The sequence below is a fragment of the Paenibacillus sp. J31TS4 genome (assembly GCF_018403265.1).
Classification (GTDB): Bacteria; Bacillota; Bacilli; order Paenibacillales; family NBRC-103111; genus J31TS4.
The window spans coordinates 847,379-872,161 of record NZ_BOSI01000002.1 but is presented as its reverse complement, the minus strand read 5'-3'; the positions used below and the strand labels follow the sequence as shown (position 1 = coordinate 872,161).

The 24,783-nt window shown below is 58.3% G+C and carries 28 protein-coding genes and 1 tRNA gene; 9 read left to right on the top strand and 20 right to left on the bottom strand.

The genetic code is table 11. From position 1 onward, the window contains the following. Positions 1–1,020 carry a LacI family DNA-binding transcriptional regulator gene (locus tag KJS47_RS14705; protein WP_213525770.1) on the bottom strand — a complete coding sequence of 340 codons (1,020 nt, stop codon included), beginning with the start codon at positions 1,018–1,020 and terminating at the stop codon, positions 1–3. Positions 1,021–1,220: 200 nt separating this feature from the next. After that, positions 1,221–1,817 (bottom strand): hypothetical protein, encoded by a 597-nt coding sequence (locus KJS47_RS14700; protein WP_213525769.1) that lies wholly within the window; start codon positions 1,815–1,817, stop codon positions 1,221–1,223. Positions 1,818–2,105: 288 nt separating this feature from the next. On the opposite strand from KJS47_RS14700, the gene KJS47_RS14695 reads away from it, so the two are divergent. Together KJS47_RS14695 and KJS47_RS14690 are read left to right on the top strand one after the other, a co-directional pair. After that, positions 2,106–2,729: a YktB family protein gene (locus KJS47_RS14695; protein WP_213525768.1), complete on the top strand. Its 624-nt coding sequence runs from the start codon at positions 2,106–2,108 to the stop codon at positions 2,727–2,729. A 144-nt stretch (positions 2,730–2,873) separates the two neighbouring features. Continuing rightward, entirely contained in the window at positions 2,874–3,584 is a 711-nt protein-coding gene (locus KJS47_RS14690) for a hypothetical protein (RefSeq protein ID WP_213525767.1), read from the top strand. A 210-nt stretch (positions 3,585–3,794) separates the two neighbouring features. Here KJS47_RS14690 and KJS47_RS14685 read toward each other — a convergent pair whose 3' ends face one another. Next, entirely contained in the window at positions 3,795–5,051 is a 1,257-nt protein-coding gene (locus tag KJS47_RS14685; protein WP_213525766.1) for an MFS transporter, read from the bottom strand. Between the two features lie 144 nt (positions 5,052–5,195). Here KJS47_RS14685 and KJS47_RS14680 point away from each other — a divergent pair, with 144 nt between their 5' ends. After that, positions 5,196–6,671: an aminotransferase class I/II-fold pyridoxal phosphate-dependent enzyme gene (locus tag KJS47_RS14680; protein ID WP_213525765.1), complete on the top strand. Its 1,476-nt coding sequence runs from the start codon at positions 5,196–5,198 to the stop codon at positions 6,669–6,671. A 279-nt stretch (positions 6,672–6,950) separates the two neighbouring features. On the opposite strand, the gene KJS47_RS14675 is transcribed toward KJS47_RS14680, so the two are convergent. Next, positions 6,951–7,238, bottom strand: a complete 288-nt coding sequence (locus tag KJS47_RS14675; RefSeq protein WP_213525764.1) for an SAV0927 family protein — start codon at positions 7,236–7,238, stop codon at positions 6,951–6,953. 183 nt (positions 7,239–7,421) lie between these two features. On the opposite strand from KJS47_RS14675, the gene KJS47_RS14670 reads away from it, so the two are divergent. After that, positions 7,422–7,841 (top strand): DUF1885 family protein, encoded by a 420-nt coding sequence (locus KJS47_RS14670; RefSeq protein WP_213525763.1) that lies wholly within the window; start codon positions 7,422–7,424, stop codon positions 7,839–7,841. A 121-nt stretch (positions 7,842–7,962) separates the two neighbouring features. Here the strand turns inward: KJS47_RS14670 and KJS47_RS14665 are convergent, their stop codons facing one another. The 6 genes from KJS47_RS14665 to KJS47_RS14640 form a co-directional block, all read right to left on the bottom strand. Then, entirely contained in the window at positions 7,963–8,256 is a 294-nt protein-coding gene (locus KJS47_RS14665; RefSeq protein WP_213525762.1) for a DUF1292 domain-containing protein, read from the bottom strand. A gap of 146 nt (positions 8,257–8,402) precedes the next feature. Next, a complete protein-coding gene (locus tag KJS47_RS14660) occupies positions 8,403–10,196 on the bottom strand; it encodes a putative bifunctional diguanylate cyclase/phosphodiesterase (RefSeq protein ID WP_213525761.1) in 1,794 nt (597 codons plus the stop codon). Positions 10,197–10,394: 198 nt separating this feature from the next. Continuing rightward, on the bottom strand, positions 10,395–11,006 hold the full coding sequence (locus tag KJS47_RS14655; RefSeq protein WP_213525760.1) for a stalk domain-containing protein: 612 nt from the start codon (positions 11,004–11,006) through the stop codon (positions 10,395–10,397). A 123-nt stretch (positions 11,007–11,129) separates the two neighbouring features. Then, on the bottom strand, positions 11,130–11,900 hold the full coding sequence (locus KJS47_RS14650; RefSeq protein ID WP_213525759.1) for a peptidoglycan recognition protein family protein: 771 nt from the start codon (positions 11,898–11,900) through the stop codon (positions 11,130–11,132). A gap of 71 nt (positions 11,901–11,971) precedes the next feature. Continuing rightward, positions 11,972–12,319 (bottom strand): YhjD family protein, encoded by a 348-nt coding sequence (locus KJS47_RS14645; protein ID WP_213525758.1) that lies wholly within the window; start codon positions 12,317–12,319, stop codon positions 11,972–11,974. A 151-nt stretch (positions 12,320–12,470) separates the two neighbouring features. Beyond that, positions 12,471–12,665, bottom strand: coding sequence for a hypothetical protein (locus tag KJS47_RS14640; RefSeq protein ID WP_213525757.1), 195 nt, complete (start codon positions 12,663–12,665; stop codon positions 12,471–12,473). A 133-nt stretch (positions 12,666–12,798) separates the two neighbouring features. Here KJS47_RS14640 and KJS47_RS14635 point away from each other — a divergent pair, with 133 nt between their 5' ends. Beyond that, on the top strand, positions 12,799–13,536 hold the full coding sequence (locus KJS47_RS14635) for an MBL fold metallo-hydrolase (protein ID WP_213525756.1): 738 nt from the start codon (positions 12,799–12,801) through the stop codon (positions 13,534–13,536). A gap of 77 nt (positions 13,537–13,613) precedes the next feature. Here the strand turns inward: KJS47_RS14635 and KJS47_RS14630 are convergent, their stop codons facing one another. Next, entirely contained in the window at positions 13,614–13,850 is a 237-nt protein-coding gene (locus KJS47_RS14630; protein ID WP_213525755.1) for a DUF3892 domain-containing protein, read from the bottom strand. A 55-nt stretch (positions 13,851–13,905) separates the two neighbouring features. After that, on the bottom strand, positions 13,906–14,361 hold the full coding sequence (locus KJS47_RS14625) for a GNAT family N-acetyltransferase (RefSeq protein ID WP_213525754.1): 456 nt from the start codon (positions 14,359–14,361) through the stop codon (positions 13,906–13,908). A 119-nt stretch (positions 14,362–14,480) separates the two neighbouring features. Here KJS47_RS14625 and KJS47_RS14620 point away from each other — a divergent pair, with 119 nt between their 5' ends. Then, positions 14,481–14,900 carry a CBS domain-containing protein gene (locus tag KJS47_RS14620; protein WP_213525753.1) on the top strand — a complete coding sequence of 140 codons (420 nt, stop codon included), beginning with the start codon at positions 14,481–14,483 and terminating at the stop codon, positions 14,898–14,900. A gap of 81 nt (positions 14,901–14,981) precedes the next feature. Here the strand turns inward: KJS47_RS14620 and KJS47_RS14615 are convergent, their stop codons facing one another. From KJS47_RS14615 to KJS47_RS14600, 4 genes are read right to left on the bottom strand one after another with little or no spacing between them, the layout of a single operon-like run. Then, positions 14,982–16,208 (bottom strand): ArnT family glycosyltransferase, encoded by a 1,227-nt coding sequence (locus KJS47_RS14615; protein ID WP_213525752.1) that lies wholly within the window; start codon positions 16,206–16,208, stop codon positions 14,982–14,984. A 17-nt stretch (positions 16,209–16,225) separates the two neighbouring features. Beyond that, on the bottom strand, positions 16,226–16,573 hold the full coding sequence (locus KJS47_RS14610; protein WP_213525751.1) for an EamA family transporter: 348 nt from the start codon (positions 16,571–16,573) through the stop codon (positions 16,226–16,228). Then, entirely contained in the window at positions 16,545–16,913 is a 369-nt protein-coding gene (locus tag KJS47_RS14605; protein WP_213525750.1) for a DUF2304 domain-containing protein, read from the bottom strand. Before KJS47_RS14605 ends, KJS47_RS14610 begins: the two co-directional genes overlap by 29 nt. 2 nt (positions 16,914–16,915) lie before the next feature. After that, positions 16,916–17,614 carry a glycosyltransferase family 2 protein gene (locus tag KJS47_RS14600; protein ID WP_213525749.1) on the bottom strand — a complete coding sequence of 233 codons (699 nt, stop codon included), beginning with the start codon at positions 17,612–17,614 and terminating at the stop codon, positions 16,916–16,918. Between the two features lie 418 nt (positions 17,615–18,032). On the opposite strand from KJS47_RS14600, the gene KJS47_RS14595 reads away from it, so the two are divergent. The 3 genes from KJS47_RS14595 to KJS47_RS14585 all read left to right on the top strand — a co-directional run bounded on the left by KJS47_RS14595 (position 18,033) and on the right by KJS47_RS14585 (position 19,414). After that, entirely contained in the window at positions 18,033–18,548 is a 516-nt protein-coding gene (locus KJS47_RS14595; RefSeq protein WP_213525748.1) for a DUF1572 family protein, read from the top strand. A gap of 63 nt (positions 18,549–18,611) precedes the next feature. Next, the gene (locus tag KJS47_RS14590; protein WP_213525747.1) at positions 18,612–19,133 is read left to right on the top strand and encodes an acyl-CoA thioesterase; all 522 of its coding nucleotides are present in this window, start codon (positions 18,612–18,614) and stop codon (positions 19,131–19,133) included. A 208-nt stretch (positions 19,134–19,341) separates the two neighbouring features. Further along, positions 19,342–19,414, top strand: a tRNA-Val gene (locus tag KJS47_RS14585). Positions 19,415–19,647: 233 nt separating this feature from the next. Here the strand turns inward: KJS47_RS14585 and KJS47_RS24110 are convergent. The 4 genes from KJS47_RS24110 to KJS47_RS14570 form a co-directional block, all read right to left on the bottom strand. Continuing rightward, on the bottom strand, positions 19,648–19,737 hold the full coding sequence (locus KJS47_RS24110) for a YjcZ family sporulation protein (RefSeq protein WP_249716382.1): 90 nt from the start codon (positions 19,735–19,737) through the stop codon (positions 19,648–19,650). Positions 19,738–19,850: 113 nt separating this feature from the next. Beyond that, positions 19,851–22,937 carry a glycerophosphodiester phosphodiesterase family protein gene (locus KJS47_RS14580; protein WP_213525746.1) on the bottom strand — a complete coding sequence of 1,029 codons (3,087 nt, stop codon included), beginning with the start codon at positions 22,935–22,937 and terminating at the stop codon, positions 19,851–19,853. Positions 22,938–23,011: 74 nt separating this feature from the next. After that, on the bottom strand, positions 23,012–23,827 hold the full coding sequence (locus tag KJS47_RS14575; RefSeq protein WP_213525745.1) for a carbohydrate ABC transporter permease: 816 nt from the start codon (positions 23,825–23,827) through the stop codon (positions 23,012–23,014). Further along, positions 23,817–24,701, bottom strand: coding sequence for a carbohydrate ABC transporter permease (locus KJS47_RS14570; protein ID WP_213525744.1), 885 nt, complete (start codon positions 24,699–24,701; stop codon positions 23,817–23,819). Before KJS47_RS14570 ends, KJS47_RS14575 begins: the two co-directional genes overlap by 11 nt. Between the last annotated feature and the right edge of the window lie 82 nt (positions 24,702–24,783).

Below are 24,783 nucleotides of genomic sequence, written 5' to 3'. Positions count from 1 at the left end.
TCAGCCGGCCGAGCTCCGGCAGCCGCACGGCCCCGTCGACCCGCGAACCACCAGCTCGGCGGGCAGGCAGGTCGTACCAGCGGGAGCCGGCCGCCCCTCCAGCATGGCCAGCAGGACGCGGGCACCCTCCCGGCTCATCTCCTCGATCGGCCGCCGGACGGTCGTGAGCGGCGGGGTGACGTACGCGGAAAACCCGTTGTCGTCGAATCCCGCCAGCGACAGGTCGTCCGGCACCGAAATGCCCGCCTCGCGAGCTGCCTTGAGCGCGCCGACGGCCATCTCGTCGTTCATGCAGAAGACTGCGGTTGGCCGCTCCGGCAGTGCCAGCAGCCGCAGCATCCCTTCGTAGCCGCTCGCCAGATCGTAGCGGCCCGCCGCGGTATAGTCCCTGCGCCTTCCGAGGCCAGCGGCCCGAAGGGCGTCCTCGTAGCCGCTCATACGCTCGCGGGTCGCCCGAAAGCCGGACACTCCCTCCAGCACGGCGATGCGCCTGTGGCCGAGTCCGATAAGATGCTTCGTCAACGCAAACGCACCCTCCCGGTCGCCGGCCACAATGCTCGCCATTTCTTCGCCGCCCGCCCGGCGATTCAGCACGACATGCGGGATTTGCTGCTCCTGCAGATGGCGCAGGAAAGCGTCGTCCCGGTCCTGCTGGCTCATCACGAGCGCCCCCTCGAACCGCTTGGGCCCGACCTCCCGGTAATCGGCATAGTCGTCGATCCCGCGGACGACGAGGTTGTAGCGGTCCTGCAGCACTCGGCTGACCCCGCGCACTGACGCATGAAAGAAGCTGGAGGAGGTGCCTTCCCCGAGCGTCGAGAAGAAGATGCCGATGCTGTTCGACCTGCCGTGCACGAGGCTTCGGGCACTCCGGTTAGGCGTGTAGTGCAGCTGCTCGGCGATCTGGACGATCCGCTCCCGCGTGGCGGGATGGATCAGAGGGCTGCCGTTCAACGCGCGGGAGACCGTCGTATGCGACACGCCCGCCAGCTGGGCGATGTCCTTGATCGTCGCGCTCATGACGCTTCTCCCCTTTCCTCCTTAACAGTAGCATAGGCATGCACACGTGAACAATGACCGAAATTTAATCTGCATGACGAAAAATGAACCGATATTGCGGACAAACGCCAAAACCCCCGGTTGCCGCTCGCAATGGGGGTTTGGTTCATGCCATGAGGTTGTCGGCGGGGACGGCGCCGCGCCGGATGCGGCGGGGGCGGCTACAGCTCAAGGGTTATCATTTCCCGCCGGAGAATCTCCAGCTTCGCCTTGATCGTCTCCGCTTCCTCCCGGTCTCCCTTAAGCAGAGCATCCTGCAGCGACGCGAGCTCGTAGTCGAGCTCCAGCCGGAGCACCGGTATCCGTTCTTCAATCCGCTTCGATTTTAGCGCTTCCGTCATTTCTTCTACTGTAACCATAGGATCCCTCTGAAAGATTATTTTATGGTCCACTCCGGAAATCTCCACCAACCGAATGATCTCGCCGAACATGATGCTTTCGATCAGAATCTGTCGCTCTTTGAACCGCTTCACCACTGCATGGCCTCTCGTATCGCCTATCATCTTTTCCATCAAATCTGCCAGCTTCCCGTCCCGGAACGAGTAGTTCCCGACCATCTTGAACCGGTCCCCGATCCGCTGAAACTTCAGCTTCACCAGCTTGCGTCCGCTTCGCACCGAGATGATGAATTCCTCGCCGCTTTCGTTCCAGTAGAGGGAATAGCCTTCCTGGATCAATACTTTGATTAAATTGCGGATCTGCTTCCGGTCAAAGCGCAGTTCCAGGTTGCAATATTCCACCTCATGACTATGGCTCACCGCAATCCCCTCCTCGATCCGTTTTTTTGACAGAATGTTCAGACAACTTGAGGTTTACCATATCTTATTATGCAGTGTATGTTTTAGCAACTTGGATTCATGATCATTTCCCGGTTTCCACGCAAAATTGGTTGATTGCCGGAGGGCCTCTTGCCTATAGCTTAGCCAGAAATTGGGAAGCGGAAACCCGGTTGCCAAAAAAACGGTGGAAGGCTGGAACGCCTGCCGGGAAAAGGTTATGCTATATGGTAACCGTTCTGTCAGCATGATGAACCACAGGAGGAAAAAATGTCCAAGCCTATCATTACAGAAGCAGATTTCGACGTCTTTCAGATCCCCGGACTGGAGGCCCGGATGCAAGCGCTGATCGGACAGGTCCGTCCGAAGCTCGAGGAGCTCGGCGGACTTCTCGCCCCAACCCTCACCGGCCTGTGCGGCCATGAGATGATCCCGCACGTGGCCAGGCATGCGCGTCGCACCGTCAACCCGCCCGCCGACACCTGGGTCGCCTGGGCGAACAGCAAACGCGGCTACAAGGCGCTGCCTCACTTTCAGCTCGGCCTCTGGTCGACTCATCTCTTCATCCAATTCGCCGTTATCTATGAATCTCCGAACAAAGAAGTCTTCGCGGACCATCTGCTGCGTCAGCTGGACGACGTCAAGACAAGCATTCCTTCCGGCTTCTTCTGGTCCGTCGATCATACCCAGCCGGAAGTCACGCCTCACGCCGAACTGGACGAGCAGGGCCTGAGCCGGATCGCCGAGCGGCTCAAGCAGGTCAAGAAGGCCGAAGCGCTGTGCGGCCTGAGGCTCGACCGCCAGGATCCGCTGCTGCGGGACGGCGACGCGCTTCTGCGTACCGCGGAGGAGACGTTCACCCGGCTGCTTTCGTTGTATCGGATGGCCTTTTAGTTAAGGCACATGGACGGCATCGCGAAAAAAGTTGAGACGGCTCCCGTTTTTTTAATCTCAGTTTAAGGAACGGTGGATACGCTAAGTTCGGAGGGAGCCATCCATGACTCCTTCCCATCCACTATTAGAAAGGAGGACTATGCTATGAACCGTCCCAAGACAGCCATCGCCACCGCCCTTGCGCTGACGCTCTTGTTCGGCGGCGCCGCCGCTTACGCCTCTGGGCAGGACAGCAAGACGACCCAGGCCGCTTCTTCGGCCCGCCAGGCCGTAGCCAAGCAGCGGACCGGACAGGACGATAAGAAGGAAAAACACGACGGCAAGCTGCCGATCGTCCGCGAAGCGGCCAAGCTGCTCTCGCTGAACGAGGACGCTCTCTTGAAGGAGCTGAAGGCGGGCAAGAGTCTCGCCGAACTCGCGCAGGCCAAGGGGATCTCCCGAAACGACCTCGTCGCCAAGCTGCTGGAGGTCCGGTCGAAGAAAATCGACGAAGGCGTCCAGGCAGGCAAATTGACGGCTGAGCAAGCCGCTTCCTTCAAGGCCAAGATGAAGGAGCATGTCTCCGCTCTGGTCGACCAAAAGGGGCTTCAGGAAATGCTGAAGAAGGACGCCCGCCATCACGGCAAAAAGCACGCGCCTATGTTCCGGCCCGAAAAGGTTGCGGAGCTGCTCGGCATGACGAAGGAAGAGCTGACCGCCCAGCTGAAGCAGGGCAAGTCGCTCACTGAAATCGCGGCCACCAAGGGCATCAGCCGCGATCAATTGGTCGCGAAGCTGAAGGAGCAAAGCGACCAGTGGATCAACCAGATGGTGGACCGCAAACGGCCCGCTCCCTCGCCCGCACCTGCCGGGTAAACGTAAGAAAATCCATACGGGCTATCCGTCTCGGAGCTCGAGCATGACAAAGACCGCCCTTCCGGGCGGTCTTCTTTTTCCTTTGCAAGTTCCTCTGGTTAACTGCAGTGCACCCGGCTTCCGTACCTGCTGTTGTCGATAGGCCTCCTGCTGGGAGACTTGTCCGTCAGCAGAAAGCCAAGCAGCCGAAAGCGGGCGGCCATCCTCGCCTCAGCCCGTCTGCTCCTGCCGCCGGGCTCCTCTGGCGTCGAGCCGGATGAACCCCTGCAGGACAAGCAGCAGCGCAAAGGCCGCGGCGCTGGCCGTGAACGGGGCGTGTAGCCCCAGGTCGTCGGAAATCTTGCCCGACAGAATCGGACCGAGAGTCGTCCCCGTTCCCTCAATGGTGAGGAAGAAGCCCCAGATGGCCCCCCGCTTCTCGGGCGGCACCGCCTTGGCGATCAGCGTGTTCCACGACGGAATCAGGAAGGCGAAGCCGAGCCCAAGCAGGCCGACGAGGACGTAGAGCAGACCTAGCGATTCCACGCGCGTGAACAGGAACAAAACGGCGGAGGTCAGCATAAGACCGGCGATCAAGAACCGGCGAAAGCCCCAGCGGTCCACCATACGTCCGACGGGGACCATGAGGAGAACGGCTACGCCGCCTCCCACGAGCAGGAACGCCCGGAATTGGCTGTTCGACAGCATCAGCTCGTTCTTGGCGTACAGAGTCAGCACCGGCGTCAGCAGCCCGACCGCGAACGTCTGGATGAACATGGCCGGATAGAGCAGGCGGCTGACGGTGACCGCTCTCTTCACTTCCTGGAAGTAGCGCCGGATCCGCTCCCCCATTGGCAGATGCTGCCGGTCCGGCTCGCCCGGCGCCTTCGCCTCCCCTTTCTTCAGCTTGCCGGGCAGGAAGAGAGCGACCAGCACGACGAGAAAGATCAGTCCGATCATTAGCCGGAAGGCGAGGGCCGTATCGTGCAGGAAGAACGTGATGGCGAATGGTCCGAGCCCAACGCCGCTCAGCCAGGCGATGTACACGACGCTCATCACCGTACCGCTGTCCTTGTCGCCGGCAATTTCCGTCGCTCCCGTGATGACGCACGGCCACAGCGGTGCCGTACCGATGCCAAGGAGCGCGCACGCCGCGACGATCCACAGAAAGCTGGAGCTCGCCGCTATGATGATAACGGCGACGAGAGTCGAGCAGACGCCGATCAGCATGCTGTAGCGGTAGCCGACCCGGTCGATGAACCATCCGATGGGCGTGCGCAGCAGATTGTCTCCGATGTACTGCACGGCTAGCGTCCAGCCGACGACGAGCGTGCTCGCATGCAGCGTGTTCGTCAGATACAAAGGCAGAAATGTCACGATCAGCGCGCCCTTGACGAACTGGACCGAGAACATGATGACCAGCAGCTGGATGACGAATTTGGAGGCGAAGACGCCCCGGTTGATCTTCTTTCTTTCTTTGGAACCCATCCAGCACCGCCTGTCCACAACCCGGATGCAAAATAAACTTGCATCCGCGTTTCATTTTGTTATACTCAGTTTGTTTGTTATCTGTTCCTTAAACAAATCCTTAAAAAAACTCACAGATCTAAACAGAAGGGAAGAGATGAGGCTATGGATCACCATCGCACCCCGCTGTTCTCCGCCCTTGTCAGGCATGCAGAACGCAATCCCGTTCAATTTCATATTCCCGGCCACAAAAAAGGCGCCGGCATGGACCCGGAATTCCGGGACTTCATGGGCGAGAACGTCCTTTCGATCGATCTGATCAATATTGCGCCGCTTGACGATCTGCACCAGCCGACCGGCGTCATCGAAGAGGCTCAGCAGCTTGCTGCCGACGCATTCCATGCCGATTATACCTTTTTTTCCATCCAGGGAACAAGCGGCGCCATCATGACGATGATCCTGTCCGTCTGCGCCGCAGGGGACAAAATCATCGTCCCTCGCAACGTGCATAAATCCGTCATGTCCGCCATCATCTTCGCAGGAGCGAAGCCGGTCTTCCTCTCGCCGTCCCGGGACGCCAATCTCGGCATCGACCACGGCGTGACGACCCGGTCCGTGCGCCGCGCGCTCGAGAAGCATCCCGACGCTAAGGCCGTGCTTGTCATCAATCCGACCTACTTCGGCGTCTGCGCCGACCTGAAGGAGATCGTCGAGCTCGTCCACAGCTACCGGATTCCCGTTCTTGTCGACGAGGCGCACGGCGCCCTGCTCCCCTTCCATGACGAGCTGCCCATCTCCGCCATGGAAGCCGGAGCCGACATGGCCGCCACCAGCATCCACAAGCTGGGCGGCTCGATGACCCAGAGCTCGGTCCTCAACGTCAGTATGAAAGAGAACCTCGTCAATCCGCGCCGGATTCAGACGATCATCAGCATGCTGACGACGACGTCGACCTCGTATCCGCTGCTCGCGTCGCTCGATTGCGCCCGCCGCAATCTGGCCCTGAACGGACGCGACATCGCGGAGCGGACGATCCGGCTCGCTACCGAGGCACGCAAACGGATCAACGCCATTCCCGGCCTGTACTCGTTCGGCGAGGACATTCTCGGGACGGAAGCGACGTTCGACTACGACCCGACCAAGCTGACGATTCACGTCCGCAAGCTCGGCATCACCGGATACGTCGCCGAGAATTGGCTGCGTGACAACTGCAACCTCGAGGTCGAGCTGAGTGACCTGTATAACATCCTCTGCCTCGTGACGCCGGGTGACGACCAGGAGACGCTCGATATTCTGGTGGCTTCCCTCGAACGGATGGCCCGCGAGCTCGACAACCAGACGGCCGTGCAGGAGATCGTCGTCGACATCCCCGAGATTCCGCAGCTGTCGCTTCCTCCGCGGGACGCCTTCTACGGAGATACGGAGACAATCGCGTTCGAGGAGTCGGCCGGTCGGATCATTGCCGAGTTCATCTACGTTTACCCACCGGGCATCCCGATCTTGCTGCCGGGAGAGGTCATCTCCCAGGAGAACATCGACTATATTATGAAGCACGTGCAGGAAGGCCTCCCGGTCAAAGGGCCGGAAGACCGCAGCGTGAAAAACGTCAAGGTCATTGTGGAGACGGAAGCGATCTTCTGACCCGCTCTCCCTCTTCTCTCACCCTACTGCTTATCAAACACAGCAAGGCACCCGGCCGCTCGCGCCGGGTGCCTTTTGGTTTTGAGACGGATACGTTGCCCTGTGCGCAAGACTCTTCCTCACCCCTAGGCTACCCTGCCTCTCCTCCGGCGGTGCGGCTATTCGGCCATGGAGAAAGAACCTGAGCGGTCTTGCTTTCGTGCAAAAAACACCGCGTTCTATTCCTGCTGGCACAAGCCCTCGAGATCGCCGGCTTGCATGCAGGCGGAATCGCTCCGGTCAAAACTCGTCCTTAATCGCGATCGACGGGATGTGTTGTCTCAGAAATTCGGACAGCTCCTCCGCTTCCTTGGGGCCGAGCGAGAAGATGGCCTGCAGATGCTCCAGGTGATGAAGATCGTCGAGACAGAGCAAGGTCGATTTGCCCGTCTGCATGCAGATGACGATCGGCTTGCCAAAAAACTGCTCGGTGAACACGATACACAAGTCAAAGCGGGTCCGATCCGAAGCGTACCCGACAAACTGAATCGTTGCGCGCTCCATTTCCTCATACAGTCGTTCGTACACGGGCCGTGCACCTCCTCGTCTCCTTCTTGTTGCCGGAACTTTCTAACAACTCGGCACAGCAGCGTCCCTCTACTCCCGCTGCGGTATTTTTCATTGTATGAAAGGGGCTGGTTGTAAATGTGTGCTCCGGATGCTATCATTAGCATAATCTTTCCAATCTTTTCCGACTGGCGGGTGTTGGTTGTGGCTCAAAGCGCTTACATCAAATTGGTGGACGGTTCCGCCGTCTCCTCGCTGACTCTGGACGAGGTCAAAGAGCATCTGCTTCACTACAAGGACCAGCTGGCGTTAACCGGCAAGCAGCTCGGCTGGGGCTACGAGGAAGCCGGCTTCCCCTATTCGATCGAAACGAAGCCCGATGCGGAAGGCCGCTGGTTTTATCTGAAGGGCAAGGAAAACCGCTACCGCTACATCGTCGTGGGGGTCGGACAAGAAACGAGCGGCGAGACGGAGCAAGGCTATATTCAGCTCGTGCTGCCCGACGACGCTACCTATGGCGACAAATCCAAAGCCAACGAGATCGGCAAGCATCTCGGCCGCCGGTTGAAGGCGGAGCTTCATCTTTTCAACGGACGAGTCATGTACTTCAATCCGCGCAAATAGCGGCCGGTCGTCCAATACGGGCGATCTCGCCGCCGCGATTAGAAAAAACCCCCGGCTCCGCAGGCTATGCACTACCGCACAGCCTGCCGCGATCCGGGGGTTTCTTGGATAAACCGCCTCTCTAAATGCGGTCGTCCATCTCTTCCTTCGTCAATTCGTTGTACACGGCGACAATCCGCTCCCACTCTTCATCGTCCTCGATGCTGACGAGAAAGGCGTCGTCTCCGTCCTCTTCAATCCGGAAAATGACGCCGTCGCTGTCCGGGTCGTTCCGGTCCAGCAGCACGGCATATGCCTGATCTTCCGATTCAAACGTATACACCATCACCATCTCATGTTCGTTGCCCTCGGCATCGGTCACGACGAAGATCTCTTCGTCTTGTTCATGGCAGTGGTCCTCATTCGGGTTGCTCATTTGCCTCGCCTCGCTTCCTCTGTTCCCTCATTAGTCGTCTTGGTTTTTTGCGGGGTCTCCCCGGCAGGCGTCCTTAGCCGCCTCGCTGCCCGTATCGTAACACGAATTCCTGGCATATTCAACGAACCCGCCAGGCTCCCAGCCCTTCAGCCGCGAGCGCCTTTCGTCCTGCTGCGGGCAGCCTCCGTCCAAGCAAGATAGGCAGGCGCCTTTCCTCTCAGGCTCCTCACGTTCCTCAGATAGCTTCTGAGCTCGTCTATTCCTAGCGGCCGTGCGATCCCATACCCTTGGAGCGAATCGCATTGAAGCTCCAGCAGCCGCTCATACTGCTCCTGGTTTTCCACGCCTTCTCCAATGACGCGCAGCCTGAGTCCGTGCGCCATGTCAATTATCGCCTTCGTCACGACACAGCTGCCCGAATCCGTTGTCAGCTCCTTCAGGAAACTCTTGTCGATCTTGAGAATGTCCAGCGGGAACTGCTTGAAGTAGCCGAGCGCCGAATAGCCCTTGCCGAAATCGTCGATGGCGAGCTGCGCACCGATCGCCTTAAGCTGCTGCAGGGTGGGGAGAACAGCCTCGATCTCATAGAGGCTTCCGCTCTCCGTAATCTCGAATACGATGTGCCGCGGATCGCACCCCGTCTCCTCGAGAATCGTCTGTAGGCGGCCGGCCAGATCGGGCTGCTGGAACTGGCGCGTCGACAGGTTGACCGCGACGCCGGTCAGCGCAAGCCCTTCCTCGCTAAGCTCCTTCCACAGACGGCCCGCTTCGGCGAGCACCCATTCCCCGATCTCAACGATCATGCCGGTCTCCTCCGCGATCGGAATGAACTCGGCCGGCGCAATAGGCCCGAGCTGCGGATGGTGCCAGCGAAGCAGCGCTTCCACACCGCTGATCCCGCCATGGGCCGCATCCATCTGGGGCTGGTAGCAGACGCTCAGCTCCCCCCTCTCCAGCGCTCGCCGCAGCTCGTGCTCCAGCTCCATCCGCCGTGTGATGGTATCGCTGATCGCGGTCGTAAACTGCTCGCACTCGCGGCGCTGTTCCTTCGCATGGTACATGGCGAACTCGGCGTGCTTCACCAGCGTTTCGAAATCGGCGCCGTCATGCGGAAACACGCTGATGCCGATACTCGTTGCCAAGAACAGCTCGTGTTCGCCGTCCACCACCGGCCGGTTCAGCTTGCGGGACAGGCGGACGGCCGCCTCCGCGGCGTCCTCCGGCTTCTGAAGCTCCAGCACGAGGGCGAATTCGTCCCCTCCGATCCGCGACACCGTATCGGACGGTTTGACAGCCGCCTTCATCCGCTCCGCCACCCTTTGCAGCACCCGGTCCCCGATCGCGTGGCCATGCGAGTCGTTCACCGTCTTGAACCGGTCGAGATCGACGAACAGCACGCCCACGAGGCGGCCGGTCAGCTGCGCTCTGGCCATGGCGTCGTTCATCCGCTGCCGAAGCAGCATCCGGTTGGGGAGGCCGGTCAGGCTGTCGTAATGGGCAAGATAGTGAAGATGGCTCTCAAAATGCTTGCGCTCCGTAATATCCGAGAACATGCCCAGATAATTGGTCAACGTTCCCGTCTCGTCGCGTACGGCATTGATTGTGAGCCACTCGGGGTAGATCTCGCCCGACTTTCTCCGGTTCCAAATCTCTCCCTGCCAGCTTCCGTTTCTAACGAGCGACGCCCACATCTCTTTATAATAGGCCGGCCCCTGACGGCCGGACTTCAAAACATTCGGCTTCTTCCCGACAACCTCCGCTTCCTCGTAGCCTGTAATAGCCGTGAAGGAGGGGTTGACGCTAATAATTCTGGTGTGCGAATCCGTGATCATGATCCCTTCGCGCGAGCCTGAGAAGACCCGCGCATACAGTCTCGCCCGGTCGTCCGGCTGCAGGAGGGCTTGTCCGGCGGAGGATTCGATGCCGATCTTCTCGTTCATGTTAGGACAGCCTCCACTCGAGAACGGCTTGTTTGCCGTCTCCCCCTATGTATTCCATTCTGCATTCCCATTTTAGCAAGTCCTTCCTGCTTAGACCGGCGAACATCTTGGCAAATCTGTGAAGAAATCGGAGGAGACGATACGCTTCCCCGAACTAACGAAAAAGCGCCCTCCGCGGAAGCGGAGAGCGCCGTTGGCTTATTCCGAACGAATGGTCTTGCGCGAGGCAACCGTATAGTCGCCATCCACAAGAAGCGAGAAGGTGACGGTGTAATCTCCCTTCTGGGAGAAGTTAACCTGAAACGGCCATGTGTACCAGAAGCTGTCGTTGACGCCGTCCAGCGGCACGGTCAACGGTTCCACCGCGTTTTGGCCGTTCGGCGCCTTGATGGTCAGCATGAACCCGGTTGCCTTCGCTTTCAGGCTGTCCACCTGGGTCGAGACGACGAAGTTCCGCGTCTCCCCGTGGTTGACCTTGCCGAACGGGCGCTTGACCGAATAATCCTTGTCTACGTCCAGCGAGACGAACATATGGACGTTGGGCTTGTAGATCTTCGCCGTCAAGGTGTCGTTGTTCCATTGGACGGTCGCCTCCAGCTCCTCGGCGAGCTGGCGGAGCGGCACGACTGTCGTCCCGTTGATGATGAACGACGGGACGCCTCCCGAGGAGGGCGCAAGCTCGGTATCGTTCAAATAGACGCGGGCTTTGTTGTAGTTCTCGTATCTTCCCCACAGCGAATCGGCAAAGGCGGTCACGGTTCCGAATAAAAAGATGATGCAGGCCAGAATTAGGATGCGTTTCGCTTTCATGAAGTAGGTACCCCCATCGATGGACATGATTGCTAGTTTATACTCGGCTGCAGGCTGAGAGTTGCGGCAGAATGGGGGAAAGTTTGCCGCTTCTTCCCTCCGACGTCCGGGCTGCCGGAGAAGTTACAAGAGACCCTTGCGGTCCAGGATGACCAACATGCGATAAAAATCGTAGGAGCCGGCGTCGGGCGTGTCGATCAGCCCTCCGGCGACGGCCTTCTGCACGCTTGTCCGCGCCCAGTCCGGCACCGCCCCCATCCTCGCCAGCTGCTCCAGATACGCTACGCGCTGCTCGAGCTGAGCCTTCTGGCGTTCCAATGCGTCTATCCGATCCGATAAGGCAGCCATGTCTTCTCCTCCTCCCTCTCTGGCAGCCAGTTCCGCGTACAGCCGGCTCCAAGGAAAGCGCGGTCCCGGGCAGTTTGGCTTCCCCTCCGGATTGACTTGAAAATGGCCGATGACATGATAGCGGTCCAGCGGGAACGAACGTCCCCACTTGTCCCGAATATACTGCTGAATATAAAGATGCAGCTGAACCGAAGCTTCGAACTGGGCATCCGTCAACTGTCCGTCGGTGCCTTCGTGCTCTATAGAAACGGTGTACAGGTTCGGATTGATTCCCATGTCCTTCACGACCTGCGCCTCAGCACGGGGGAGCTGGGCCTGAGTCAGGCCGTTCGCCCAGGCCATCCGGTCAACGGCCACATATTGATGGATCTCCCCTGTCTTGGAGACCCCGAAATGAGCCGATGAGACGGTATTGCCAGGATCGGTGAACCAGTAGTCCATGCTGGACATGGTACCGGCGGAGATATGGTCGACGATGACGAACGGGACGACACCTTCGCGGGAGCTGGAGTTGGTGTTGCTGTTGCCTATCCATCGAATGTCCATGAGTCTGCCCTCCTGCCCGAGAATCCTTCCTACCGCAGCATATGCGGCCGCCGCGGCGCCCGCTTGTACACTTACCTCTGCTGCCGGCCGACGAGGAGCCCCGTCAGCATCGCTTCGCACCGGCGCTTGAGCAGCACCGGCAGCAGCGTGCAGGTGCTCTCCATGCCCGCATGCAGGTAGCGTACGCGGACACACTTGTCCTCCCCGAGGTCCTCGGCGAGGATGCGGCAGCCCCGCGCCCCGAGACGGCGGCGCGTACTCCGGCACTCCTGCTCCACGAGGCCGAGGAGCGGGGGCCATGCCCTGCTCCAGTAAGCGCCCAGCGGCAGCATGCCCGCATACTGCCGATCCCAGCGCAGCACCTTGGCGAGCGTGGCTGCGGTAATATACTCGGCGACCTCTCCCTCCAGCTCGGACATTGTCGTCCGCCCCTTTCCGCTCTTGACTGGCTTTCTTCTTCCGGTCCCCCTGCACGCAAAGCGGACGCTCAGGAACCGGAAGAAGAACGCTCTTTGCTATAGTATACAGAACATCTGTTCCTATTCTCAAGAGGGGGGAGGGACTTTCCGCCTATTTTTTTACCCGGGTCAGGATGCAGGGCACTCCGCGGCCTACCGCTCCCGGCTCCCGCATGGCGGTCATGTAGCGGATTCCTCTTGCGCACTGCGACTTGCAGCGCTCGCAGACGTCCGAGGTGACGAGCCGCAGCGTCCAAACCGTACGGTCACTGACCGGTTGCTTTTTTTTGACAACTTTTTTAGCCATCTCCATTCCTCCCGTCCCATCCTGGTTGTAGAATAGGATATGTGAACGCCAGAGGTTGCGTACTCGTTCCGACAGGGACGGGAGGCCATTTTTGAACGGGCGCTCGCCCGCACGGCCGGAAAGGAGAAGAAAGATGGATTTGGAATTGACCATGCTTGGCACCGGAGGCGCCTTCGCCAAAAAATACGCGAACAATAACGCGCTGATCCGGTGGAACGGCGTGACCCTGCTGCTTGATTGCGGTGTTACGGCAATGGGGGCGCTGCATCAGATGGGCGTCGACGTCAAAGACATCGACGGGGTTGTGGTGACCCATCAGCACGCGGACCACGTCGGCGGCCTGGAGGAGTTCGCCTTCCGCCGGGGCAGCCGCAAGCCCCGCCTGTTCGTGCCCGCCACGCTGCGGCAGAAGCTGTGGGAGCATACGCTGAAGGGCGGCATGGAGAACCCTGCGGACGGCCTCAATACGCTGGACGATTATTTCGAGGTGACGGAGATCGAGGAAGGGCCTGCCCAGGAGATTGTGCCCGGCCTGCGGCTGCAGATTCTCCCGACCGTACATATTCGAGGCAAATCGAGCTATTCGCTGCTGTTCAACGACCGGCTGTTCTACAGCTCGGACACGACCTTCGACGAGGCCCGCCTGAAGGAGCTGCATGCCCGCGGCGTCGAGACGTTCCTGCACGAATGCCAGCTGACTGGAAAGGGGCGGGTCCATACGACGCTGGACGAGCTCCTCACCCTGCCGCCCGCCATCCGGGAGCGCCTCTATCTGATGCACTACGGCGATAACCGCGACGAATTCGATGGGCAGACCGCCGAGATGCGGTTCATCGAGCAGCGCAAGCCGTACCTCTTCCCTCTCGGTTAGCGGAAGGGCCGGATGCACGCTGCCAACGCGAAACAGCCGCCTGCTGATGCAGGCGGCTGTTTCTCATGAATGGGTGCTTAGAACGTCGGCAAGTTGTCGAGATTGTTGCTCGGGTCTCCGTCGGCGTCGCCGCGGATATAGGTTTCGCCGTCGCGTCCCTTGAAGGCGTTCACGCCCGCGATTTGTCCGCTGTGCACCTCCTGCAGCGCTTCCTCATAAGAAAGAACGCGCCCGGAGGACGTCTGGAACGACTGGATGTCCCCGTCTCCGTTCTTCTGCACGGCGACGAAGGTTTCGCGCTGATCCTGCTGCATCGCTGTCCCTCCTTCCGAATGGCTTCGGGACTAGCATGCCCGGGGTGGTGCCGGTCTATCCCAGTCTTTTCCTCATTCGGACATGAAGAATGCCCGCGTCGTAGAACGGCTCGGTCGAGATGGTCTCGTAGCCCAGCTTTTTGTAAAAGGGCTCCGCCTGGCACTGGCCGTCCAGCAGCGTGAACGCCGCTCCCGCTTCCCGCGCTTCCTTCTCCATGGCCAGAATGAGCTCGCGTCCCACTCCCTTGCCCCGCCAATCCGCAAGCACGGCGACCCGCTGCAGCTTGACGGTGCGTCCCTCCGGGGTCTCTTCCCCGTAAAAACGCCAGCGCGCGGTGCCGCACGCCGTCCCGTCCGCGAGCGCCAGCATGTGGCCGCACGCTTGCGGGGATACGTCGAATTCGTCCAGCTCCTCATCGGCTGGTACCTTTTGCTCGTTCACGAACACCTCCATCCGTATGCGCAGGCACTGGTCCAGCTCTTCTTGGGTTTTTACTCGTTTGATCATCATGTCTTCTTTCCTCCTGGTGTCGCATTCCGGGGCGGTCGGCAAGTGCCGCTATCTTCGAGCCCCGGCTTTTGGTAGAATAAGATGTGGACTACTGATTGAATGGATAAAGGAGCCCTCGCATGAACATTGCGTTTTTCCTGCTGCCCAAGCAGGATGTCATTCATTTAACGATGCAAACGACACTTCGCCAAACGCTGGAGCGGATGGAGTACCACCGGTTCACGGCTGTTCCGATCCTGAACGAGGACGGCACGTACGCCGGGACCGTCACCGAAGGAGACCTGCTCTGGTTTCTGAAGAACAACCGGGGGGTACATCTGGATACGGCCCATCGCCATACGCTGGCGGAGGTGCCGCTGCGCCTGCAAAACCGGACCGTCCGCATCGATTCCAATATGGAGGATTTGATCAGTCTGGTCAAGATCCAAAATTTCGTCCCGGTCATCGACGACATGGAACGCTTCATCGGCATCGTCCGGCGGAGCGACATCATCGAGTACTGCGCGGACAAGATCTTCAAGGAGCTGCATCATCAATAGCTTCCGCCATAAGCGCGCAAACGAACAGACACCCCGGAAAGAAGCGAAGGCTTCTCTCCGGGGTGTTTTGGCGTGTCATCGTCAGGACAGCGCCGCACGGCGGTGTTTGGCCAGCCTGCCCAGCAGCCGGAGCGTCATGACCGCCAGCTGGGCGGTCGCGAGCATCAGGAACGGCAGCATGCCGTATAGATAACGGTCGACGGGAATGAACACCGCATGCACGCTATAGAACAAAGCCAGCGACACAAGCAAATAGGCATAGGACCGGTGGAAGAATCCCAGAATGGGGATGGTAGCGAACCCGATATAGACGATCACGAAGTGAAGCTTGTTCAGAACCCAAGCGTACCACTTCGGCATCTCGAGCAGGTAAGGCCCCACCCACAGCGTCTGGAAAAAGACCTTGAACTTCCCGATCGTGAACCACCCGATCCACAGCCAAGGGTCGTCCCGCAGCCCTTGCTTGATCCGGCGCACGCCTTCGTTAAACTGGTCGTGCTCATCGATCCGGTCCCAGTCGATCGTTCCGCGGAAATACGGGTCCGTCCCTCCGAGGAATGGATTCCCCGCCTCTCCCTTGGCGACCGGAATGAAGGCGTGGAACGTCACGGCGTTGCGGATCCACCAGGGCAGCATCAGCAGCGCGAAGGCGCCTGCTCCTGTCACTATCTCGCGCAGGAACAGCCGGCGGTGCCGGACCCAGAGGAACAGATAGGGCACCACCGCTAGCGGCAGCGTATTCGGGCGGATCAGCACCGTAGCCGCAAGCAGAAGTCCCATAATAAAGTGGTCTCGGGTGCGATTCTCCTGGATAATGCGCACTTGCATGTAGAGCAGCGCCAGGAAGAACGACAGGAACGGAACCTCCGTCAGGATGGTGGACGCCGACCAGACGTAGGACGGGTAGACGGCGGCGAACAGGGCGGCGATCAGCCCCGTCGCCGGATGAAACAAGCGCTCGCCCAGCTTATAGAGAAACCAAATGGCGATCAGGCTGAAGAAGCAGAGAAAGATACGGATCTTCATCAGAGCCGGCTCTAGCGGATCGTAGCCGAATAGGCCGTACATGACGTACAGCATGGCGGGCCAGCCGGGGGTGACGAGCGTATTGGGCTCCGTATCCCGGTAGGCGTAGATTCCCTTCTCGAGCCATTGGATCGCCAGCTTCGTATACTCCAGCTGGTCCCAGACGAGCGGCGGATACGAGGCCGTCAGAACATAGGACAAGCGGAGGCCGAGCGCAAGCAGCAAAATAGCGAGTATGCCGTATGTATACCAGATGGACCTTCTAGTGTCAGGTCGTTTCAACGATTGCCTCCCCCCATTCAAGCTTTGGCAAAGACAACTACCCCGACGAGTATGATCACCATCCCGAGCCACTGCGTCATCGTGATCGTTTCCTTGAAGAATAGCACGCCTCCGACCGCCCCGAGCACGTAAGCCATTGACTGAAGCGGATAGACGCGGCTCAGGTCATAGCGGCTGAGCGCATAGAACCAGATCAAGGTAGCAAGCACGAAGAGCACGCAGCCGGCAATCATGGAGGGCTGCAGCAGGATCGTCAGGATGCTGTCCCACGATTTGAGTGGATATTTGTTAAGCGTAACCTTCCATAACAGCTGTCCTGTCACCAACAGGACGACATTAGCCAGTACGATGAGCAGGGCGATCATCCGAAGTCTCCTCTTTGTTCTGCGCCTTGAGCAGAGCCAATTCCTGGATTAGCCGGGTCACCTGGCGGTTCAGCCGGGTGACGACGATGGTCAGGTGGAGAATAATCACCATAGAAAACGTCAGGCCGATAAAAAACAAGAAGGAAGGCGCGTAGTAAATATGAAGAAGTGCCGACACACGGTCCAGCAGACTCGGGAACACGCTGAAGACGAGCATCAGCACCCCGAGCAGCAGCCAAATAATAGCGTACCTCTCCGCCATCTTCTGACGGCGGATCAATTCGACCGTGATCCCCAGAAACAGCAGACAGAAAACAACGGCAAGCAGATAAATGTTCATGGTCAGCTCACATTCCGGATGCGGGTCATCAGCACCGCAAGCGATACTTTAAACATGTAATACAGCGACTTGATCGGTGTGATCGACGATTTGCCGGCCGCCCGGTTATGCATGAGCACCGAGGCTTCCTTGACGCGGTATCCTTTGCGCTCCAGCAGCACCACCGCTTCGACCTCCGGATAGTCGTCCGGATAATATTCGGCGAACAGCCGGATCACCTGGCGGTTGACGGCTCGGAAGCCCGACGTCGGATCGGTAATCCGCTTGCCCGTCACCAGCTGGATCAAATATGTGAAGAATTGAATGCCGGCCCGTCGGCTGAGGGAAGACTTGTAGGGCGTCTTCTCGAGAAACCGGGAGCCCACGCAGCAATCGGCCTCGCCTCGACGGATGACGTCCACGATCTTGTCCAGATTGCTCGGATCGTGCTGGCCGTCGGCGTCGAGCTGAATGGCCACATCGTAGCCGTGGCGATGGGCATACAAATAGCCGGTCTGTACGGCGCCTCCGATGCCCACATTGACCGGCAGGTCGATGACATGCGCGAGTCCGGTAGTCCGGGCGACCGCGCTAGTCTGGTCCCGTGAGCCGTCATTGACGACGACAATATCCATCTCCGGATGATGGTGATGGACGGACCGCAGCACATCGCCTATGCTTTTCTCTTCATTATAGGCGGGGATAATTACTAACAGCCTCATCCGGTCTCCCTCCTTCTTCCTCTTCTGCTCCATTCTCTTCCGGGCGCCCTGCCGTTCATACGGCAGCTCCTTATGCGGCTGGCGAGCCGCAAACGAACTTACCGACGGGCGGTAGATAGCACAAATGCGCTCAGTCTCACCAAGATTATACCCTCCCCAGCAGAGCCGTAAACAAGCTGGCAGTAAGGCCAACCGGCTGCCGGGCAGGATCGTTTCGGCGGGGCTTCCCACGAAAAAGACGTCAGATCGTTCGAAAAAGTTGCATGTCCCCATTGAAAAACCGACTGTTCTATTGTTCCATATCGTCCAAAGCCGCGCAAGCGTCGGTTTCTCCCAGCTCGGCTAAACTGTTTCCCCTACGGCTCGCTATGGTAAAATAATGAAGAAAGCAAACTGGTAGCGAAAGGTGGAGAAACCAATGGAATGGCCAGCAGCAAGTACGGGAAACGTATTTTTGAAGGAAGCGATCGAAACGTTCCGCAGCTACAAAAAGCTCGGAGACAAAGCGATGGCCCAGCTGGACAATGCGTCTGATCTTCACTGGACGCCTAACAGCGAAAGCAACAGCATCGCTGTCATCGTCAAGCATCTGCGGGGGAACATGCTGTCCCGCTGGACGGACTTCCTCACCTCGGACGGCGAAAAGCCGGACCGGCAGCGCGACGAGGAATTCGCGGGCGGCGAAGAATCGGCCGAGACGGTCCTCGCCTGGTGGGAGGAAGGCTGGGAGGTCGTCTTCCGTACTCTCTCCGAGCTAACCGAGGAGGATCTGATGCGCACCGTAACGATTCGACAGGAGCCTCATTCGGTCGTAAAAGCCATCCTGCGTCAGATCTCGCATTACAGCTACCATGTCGGACAGATCGTGTACATAGCCAAGCAGCGCAAGGCGGAAGGGTTCGAATCGCTGAGCATTCCCCGCCGCAGGCCCTGACCACGGCGCACTTGTCCCGCCGGACCGCAGCAAAGGCTCTACATCCAAGAGGAGGGTATCCCCATGACTACTGCCAAACCGATCGGCTCGACCCGCTCCATCAAATCCAGCTACGTGCTGCCGCCCGATACAAACAATCACAACACCCTCTTCGGCGGCAATCTAATGGCTTATATCGACGATGTGGGGGCACGCGCCGCCATGCGGCATTCGCGCAGGCCGGTCGTAACGGCGTCCACCGACTCCATTGATTTCCTGCATCCGATCAAGGTCGACCACGAGGTCACCCTCGTGGCGGTGGTGACCTGGACGAGAACGACCTCTATGGAAGTGTTCATCCGGGTCGTTAGCGAGGATCTCCACACGGGAGAACGCATAGTATGCGCCACATCGTTCCTGACCTACGTCGCGCTGGGCGATGACGGCCGGCCGGTCGAGGTGCCCAAGGTGTTCCCGGAGACCCCGGAGGAACGGCTGCTGCACGAGGGAGCTCCCGCCCGCGCCGAAGCGCGGCGGCAGCGGAGAGTCGTCAGCAAATCTTTGGCCGAATCCCTCGGCACCAAAATGCCCTGGGAAAAGGACTAGTCCAACAACGAACGAGCCCGAAGAGCCGTCCGGAACCATCCGGCCGGCTTTTCGGCGTTTCGGAGCCTTTAGCACGGGTCTATACCGGTGAAAGGGCTGTCCGAAGACCGCTTCATTTTTTTATAGAAAAGCTGTTGACATTCCGTCCAAGCCTTGGTATTATAAATCTTGTCGCCGCGGACGAAGCAAGTTAGCGAGCGAAACACTTGACCTGATAGCTCAGCTGGGAGAGCACCATCTTGACAGGGTGGGGGTCGTCGGTTCGAGCCCGGCTCAGGTCATACGCGAAACAAGTCCGAGAAGAAATTCTCGGGCTTGTTTTTTTGTCCTCTCTTTTCGGTACCGGCTAGCACCATGCGATCCGGCATGAACAAGAAGACTCCTTCAATCCAGCTGCAAAAACACGCCGCTCCTCAAAAAAGGGGCCTCCTAAGGAGGCCCCTTTTTTGCGATCTTCGAATCTAGCGACCGAGCCGGTCTTGCAAGTTCTGCCTTCAGCACGGTTTAGCGAGTGTTAGATCAGGCATGCGCAAGAAACAATTACGAGCAGAATGAACAGCACCAGAATGGCTGAAGTGGATGTGAATCCGCCTCCGAATCCCATGCTTTTCTCCCCCTTTCGAGAAGCTAACACAGTTTATGCGGCAGCTTTCTAAAGGATTGGACAATAACCGAACACGTTCGAAACCCGCTCTTAACTAGATGGGAAAAGGATTATTATTTCACAGAAACCTCAGTCGGCCGGGCATAGACACGGGTCAGCTTGCCTTGGAATTCATATTCGTAATAAGCCTGAACCCAGGCAGTGCCTTTGCTCAACCCTTGCAGTTTATTATCCGCTGTCAGGGCGATCACTTCGCTTGAACCATCCAGCAGCCGAAGCTTCGGCGTCAGTGCTTGCTTCTCCCGGGATTGGAACACAACCTCTCCGGTGATGCCGGCTGCTTCTCCGACCTTCAATGCCACCTTCTCCGTCGTCTGCACCTCCGTCACCATGCGGGAATACTGTTGGGGCAGGTTCGCCACATCGCTGATCGGCCGCGCAAAGGTGACGATCCCCCGATGCTTGACATACTTCTCGAATACCGGATTCATGGAGATGCTGGGATTGAACAGAGCATTGGCCTTGAGCGATTCCCGGATGAACTTCTCCGCATGGCCGAGCGGATTATCCACCGAAGCCGGGCCATTATGAATGTACACAAGCCCTACTTCTTTATTGAGCTGGCGCACCTTCTTCAATTCCTCCAGACGGAAGGTAATGAGATAGACATCCTCCTCCAGTCCGTACTTCTTGACCAGCTCCAGAATAGACGATTCTATGTTAGGCGCCTTGATCTCCAGAAAGAGAGCAAGTCCTCTTGTCTTTTTCTTCTCCTTCGCCCAGGCCAGGTATTCGTCCAATGTCGGAACCTCGGCCGGCTGACTCGGATTCAAGTAGTTGGCATTCAGCTGCTTGATCTCGGCCAGCGTCATGTTGCGGATCTTGCCGGAGCCGTTCGTCGTCCTGTCCACATTATCGTCATGCATAAGAACGAGCTGACCATCCTTTGTTACGAGCACGTCGGTCTCAATGAGATCCACTCCGGCCTGCCAGGCCGCCTCAAAGGCCGGCATCGTATTCTCCGAGATTTGCTCGACGCTCCCTCTATGGCCGCCGATCAATGGACGCTGGGTGACGGTCCCCTCCGGGTAATCGCGGAGCGACGCAAGCGCCGCACGCGGATCTCCGGTGACCAATCCCCCTGCGCCGAGCGCAATCAGATCGTGCGCCTCACGCTCCGAATCTCCACCGATCCCCCACACTACGAGACCACGGACACGAAGATAATGAATAACGTCTGCCGTCAGCCGGCTTTGATCCAGCTGGATCGTGACCGCTCCGCTTCTGCGCGCCGCCAGTATCATTTGCTTCAGCTGTTCCGGGTTCACCGGTCGGCCTGCGTAATTCAGCCCGCCGCGAAGCTCGGCGTACCTTTCTTTAACAGCGGTGAGAATGCTTTCCTCTGAGGTAAAGAGATGCGCGTCCGTCCATTGTCTCGCCTTGAGCAGATCTGCCGTCTTCAGGGCAGCAGCCTCGGATTCTACCGATAGGACGGGGATCAGCTTGCCCTGGATCAAATCGAGCGCCTCCGACAGCTTCAGGATCCGCTGTCCGGCAAACTCGGGAGAGAACCAGCTGCCGGCATCCAACTGGCTGATCTCCGCCCAGGTATTCTTATCGACACGTCCTTTGCCGTTCGATCGCTTGTTCAGCGTTTCGTCCCCGAACACAATCAGCTCGCCGTCCGAGGTCATCTGCACCGGCAGCATAATTTGACTGGCGTCGGTTTCCAGCAGCTTTTCGATAGCGGCTCTCGTATTCTCGGGAGCGCTCTTGGCATCCCCGCCATACCCGATCACCGTCGGTGCGAAGGAGATCCCGGTCGCCGGCTCTCGTGCAGCAAGCACATCCGTCTTAAGAGCTAGCTCCGGGATCCGGCTCGTGTCGGCATGGGGGCCGAACAGAAGGACCCCTGGAGAAGGTTTCGGCTGCGCGACAAAATTGACGGCCGCATTGTTAGTATCCACCGCATTCCAGCGTTCGATCGAATGGCCGTTGTTCGCATTGATTGTCGGGAGGTAAGGCTGCACGCCGGGGAAAGGAGACGATTCCTGCCAAACGACGGCATCGACTATCTGCATATTCCGGTCGTAGAGCAGCGCCTGATCGCCTGCATTGCCCAGCTTCGCCATGCCGGTGGCCCAGCTCTTGTTTTGCTCCAGATTCGGTACCTCGTGAAGCGACTCCTCCAGCTCAAAATCCGCCGTCACGCCGTAACGGTCGCGAATTCCCTTCGCGTTAAGCGCGACTACAATAACTTGATACGGTTCGATGAAGGTTCCTTCCGGAAATAGAAACATGCCTTCGCCTGAGCTGGTGAACTTGGGAAATTCGGCGTCCCCGATCGAATAGCCGCTGATATCCAGACGCTCTCCGGAAACGTTCGTAATTTCAATGAATTCGCCGTTATCCTCATCGTGGATGGCATCATAGAGCACCTCGCTGATCAGGAGGCTTCGGCTGATGGCCGGCCCCGGATAAGGACGCGGCTGTCCCTCTCCCGGCACGTAGGCTCCAATCGTCGGGGGGAGGGGCCAGAAATCAATCGAAGCGTCCCCTGTCAGAAATTGACGCTGCAGCGACTGGATATGCTGGGTGATGCCCGGCGCAGCCTTATAGGTTTTGCCGTTCAGCTTGCCATCCTTCCCATAAGGGACATAATCCACCATCTTTTGTGAGGTGTCCATCAGCAGCACATCATCCCCCGCCTGCGCCAGCGTCAGGTAGCCGGTGGACCAATCCCCAGGCAGCATATCCGGCACGGACGGATCATTCTCCTTGTTATACGTCGGATGAGTAGGCAGCTCGTAATCAGGTGTCGACCCATAGCGCTCCTTCATTCCCAGGGACGATTGTGCGATGACGAAGGATTGACCCGCCTGCAGAATCGCGCCTTGGGGAAACTGGAACATGCCCTCCCCGCTTCCTTTCACTGCCGCATCGCCTATGTAGTAGCCGCTCAGGTCTACCGCCTGGCTCCCAATATTGGATACTTCCACATATTCGGCACCATCGTCGCTGCCCGGCGCATCGTACATAATCTCCGAAATGACGACCGCAGGCAGGGCCGCCGGCGCCAGCATCTCAGCCTCATTGGCATAGGAAACCGATGTTGGTCCCGCCAGAGGGAAGGCGGATGCCAGCAGAGTCAAGCTGACCGCCGCCGCCAGAGCTTTGTTCGAACGCGTCTTGCTTCCCATTGTAAAAACCTCCATTCAAGTTATGGATTGGATTCCGATAGGATAACTTCGCGATGTACCGCCTGCTCGGCGCATTATTTCACCCCTGTGCTTAGGAAGCTGCTAATGATGTGCTTCTGCACCAGAAGGAAGGCGACAATGGGCGGAATGGACGCCAGGGTAGCCACAGCCATCATCGGGCCCCAGGAAGTGCCGCCCTCCGAGTTGATGAACAGCTGCAGGGCAAGCGGAATCGTGAACATGTTCTGCTTGTTGATGACCATGAGCGGCCAAAAATACTCATTCCAAACGTTGATAAACAGAATGATGCCGATGGCGACGATCATAGGACGGACTGCGGGCACGACAATCAGCCACATTTTCTGCCAGTCGGTAGCTCCCTCGACCTCAGCGGACTCCAGCAGTGCCTTCGGGATCGTCCGGAACGACTGCCGCAAGAAGAAGATCCCCATCCCGCTCGCCAGCTGCGGCAAAATAACGGCAAAGTAGGTGTTCAGCAGTCCCCACTTGCTGAGTAGCAAATAATTCGGGAGCATGGTGACGAGGACAGGGATCAGCATGCTTGCCACGATGACGTAAAACAGCGCCTGTCTTCCTTTAAAGACAAACTGGGTCAAGGCATAAGCCGCGAAAATGCTCGTCAGCACTTGGAAGGCGGTTACCGAGGTGGCGACAACGAACGAATTCAGAAAAAATCGGTGAAGCGGCGAGCTATTGAAGGCGTGAATAAAGTGCTCAAGCGTAACAGGCAGAGGAATCGGATTCAGGAAATCCGAAAAAATCTGGTCCGTTTGCTTCAGAGCCGTGCTAACCATCCAGACAAGCGGAAAAAAGCTCAGAAGCAGGGAGAGCAGCAGCAGCAGCTGCCACGGATTCACTTTAATTTTCATAATGCACCCTCCGCTCCATCACCAGCGCCTGGAACACGATCAACCCGCTGAAAACAAGGAAGGTCAGCACGGCTGCTGCGGACGCAAGGCCGCTCTTAAAGAACTGGAATGCATACTGGTACACGGTAAACACAAGATGGCTGGTCGCCTGGTCGGGTCCCCCGTTGGTCAGCATCTGAATCGGCACGAACGACCACTGGATCCCGAATACCACGGTCATGACGAACACGAACAGCAGGGTTCCGCTGGACAGAGGAACATAGATTCTCCGGATGAGACCCATGCTGGAGCTGACCCCGTCGATCTTGGCGGCTTCCACGATATCCTGCGGCACCGACAGGATGCCTGACAGCAGCAGGATAAAATGATACCCGAATGTCTTCCAGGAGGTGATGATCACCATCGAGATCAGCGCCCAGGTCGGGTCGGACAGCCAGTTGACGGGAGGAATCCCGACGAGCGCGATCAAATGATTCACCGAGCCGCTGATCGGATTGAACAGCCACAGGAAGACGATAGACGAGACGGCCAGAGAAAGCACGGTCGGCACGAAAATAGCGGATTTGTAAAAGGCTTGCACGCGTCCCGAGATCCGAGTCACCGCATAGGCGACGAAAAACGGGGAAACAAGGAGCAGAAGAAGCAAGAGAACGGTATAGACGCCTGTGTTCCAAACGGAATTCCAAAACTCCCTGTTTTGAAGCAGATAGGAATAGTTGTCCATGCCAACGAATTTGCGGTTCGGGCTGACCATGTTCCAGCTCAGGAAGCTGATCTGCAGCGACTTGACCAACGGATAGTAGATAAACAAGGCTATCGGAATGAGGGCTGGAGCCAAATACAAGAAAGGCTTCACTTTTTGAAATGCTTTCATTCTATCAACCCAATCTTTCTCGCTTTTTTTTTCGAGTTCTCTTCTTGCAGGGACAGACGCCATAGGTTCGTAGGATAGCCCG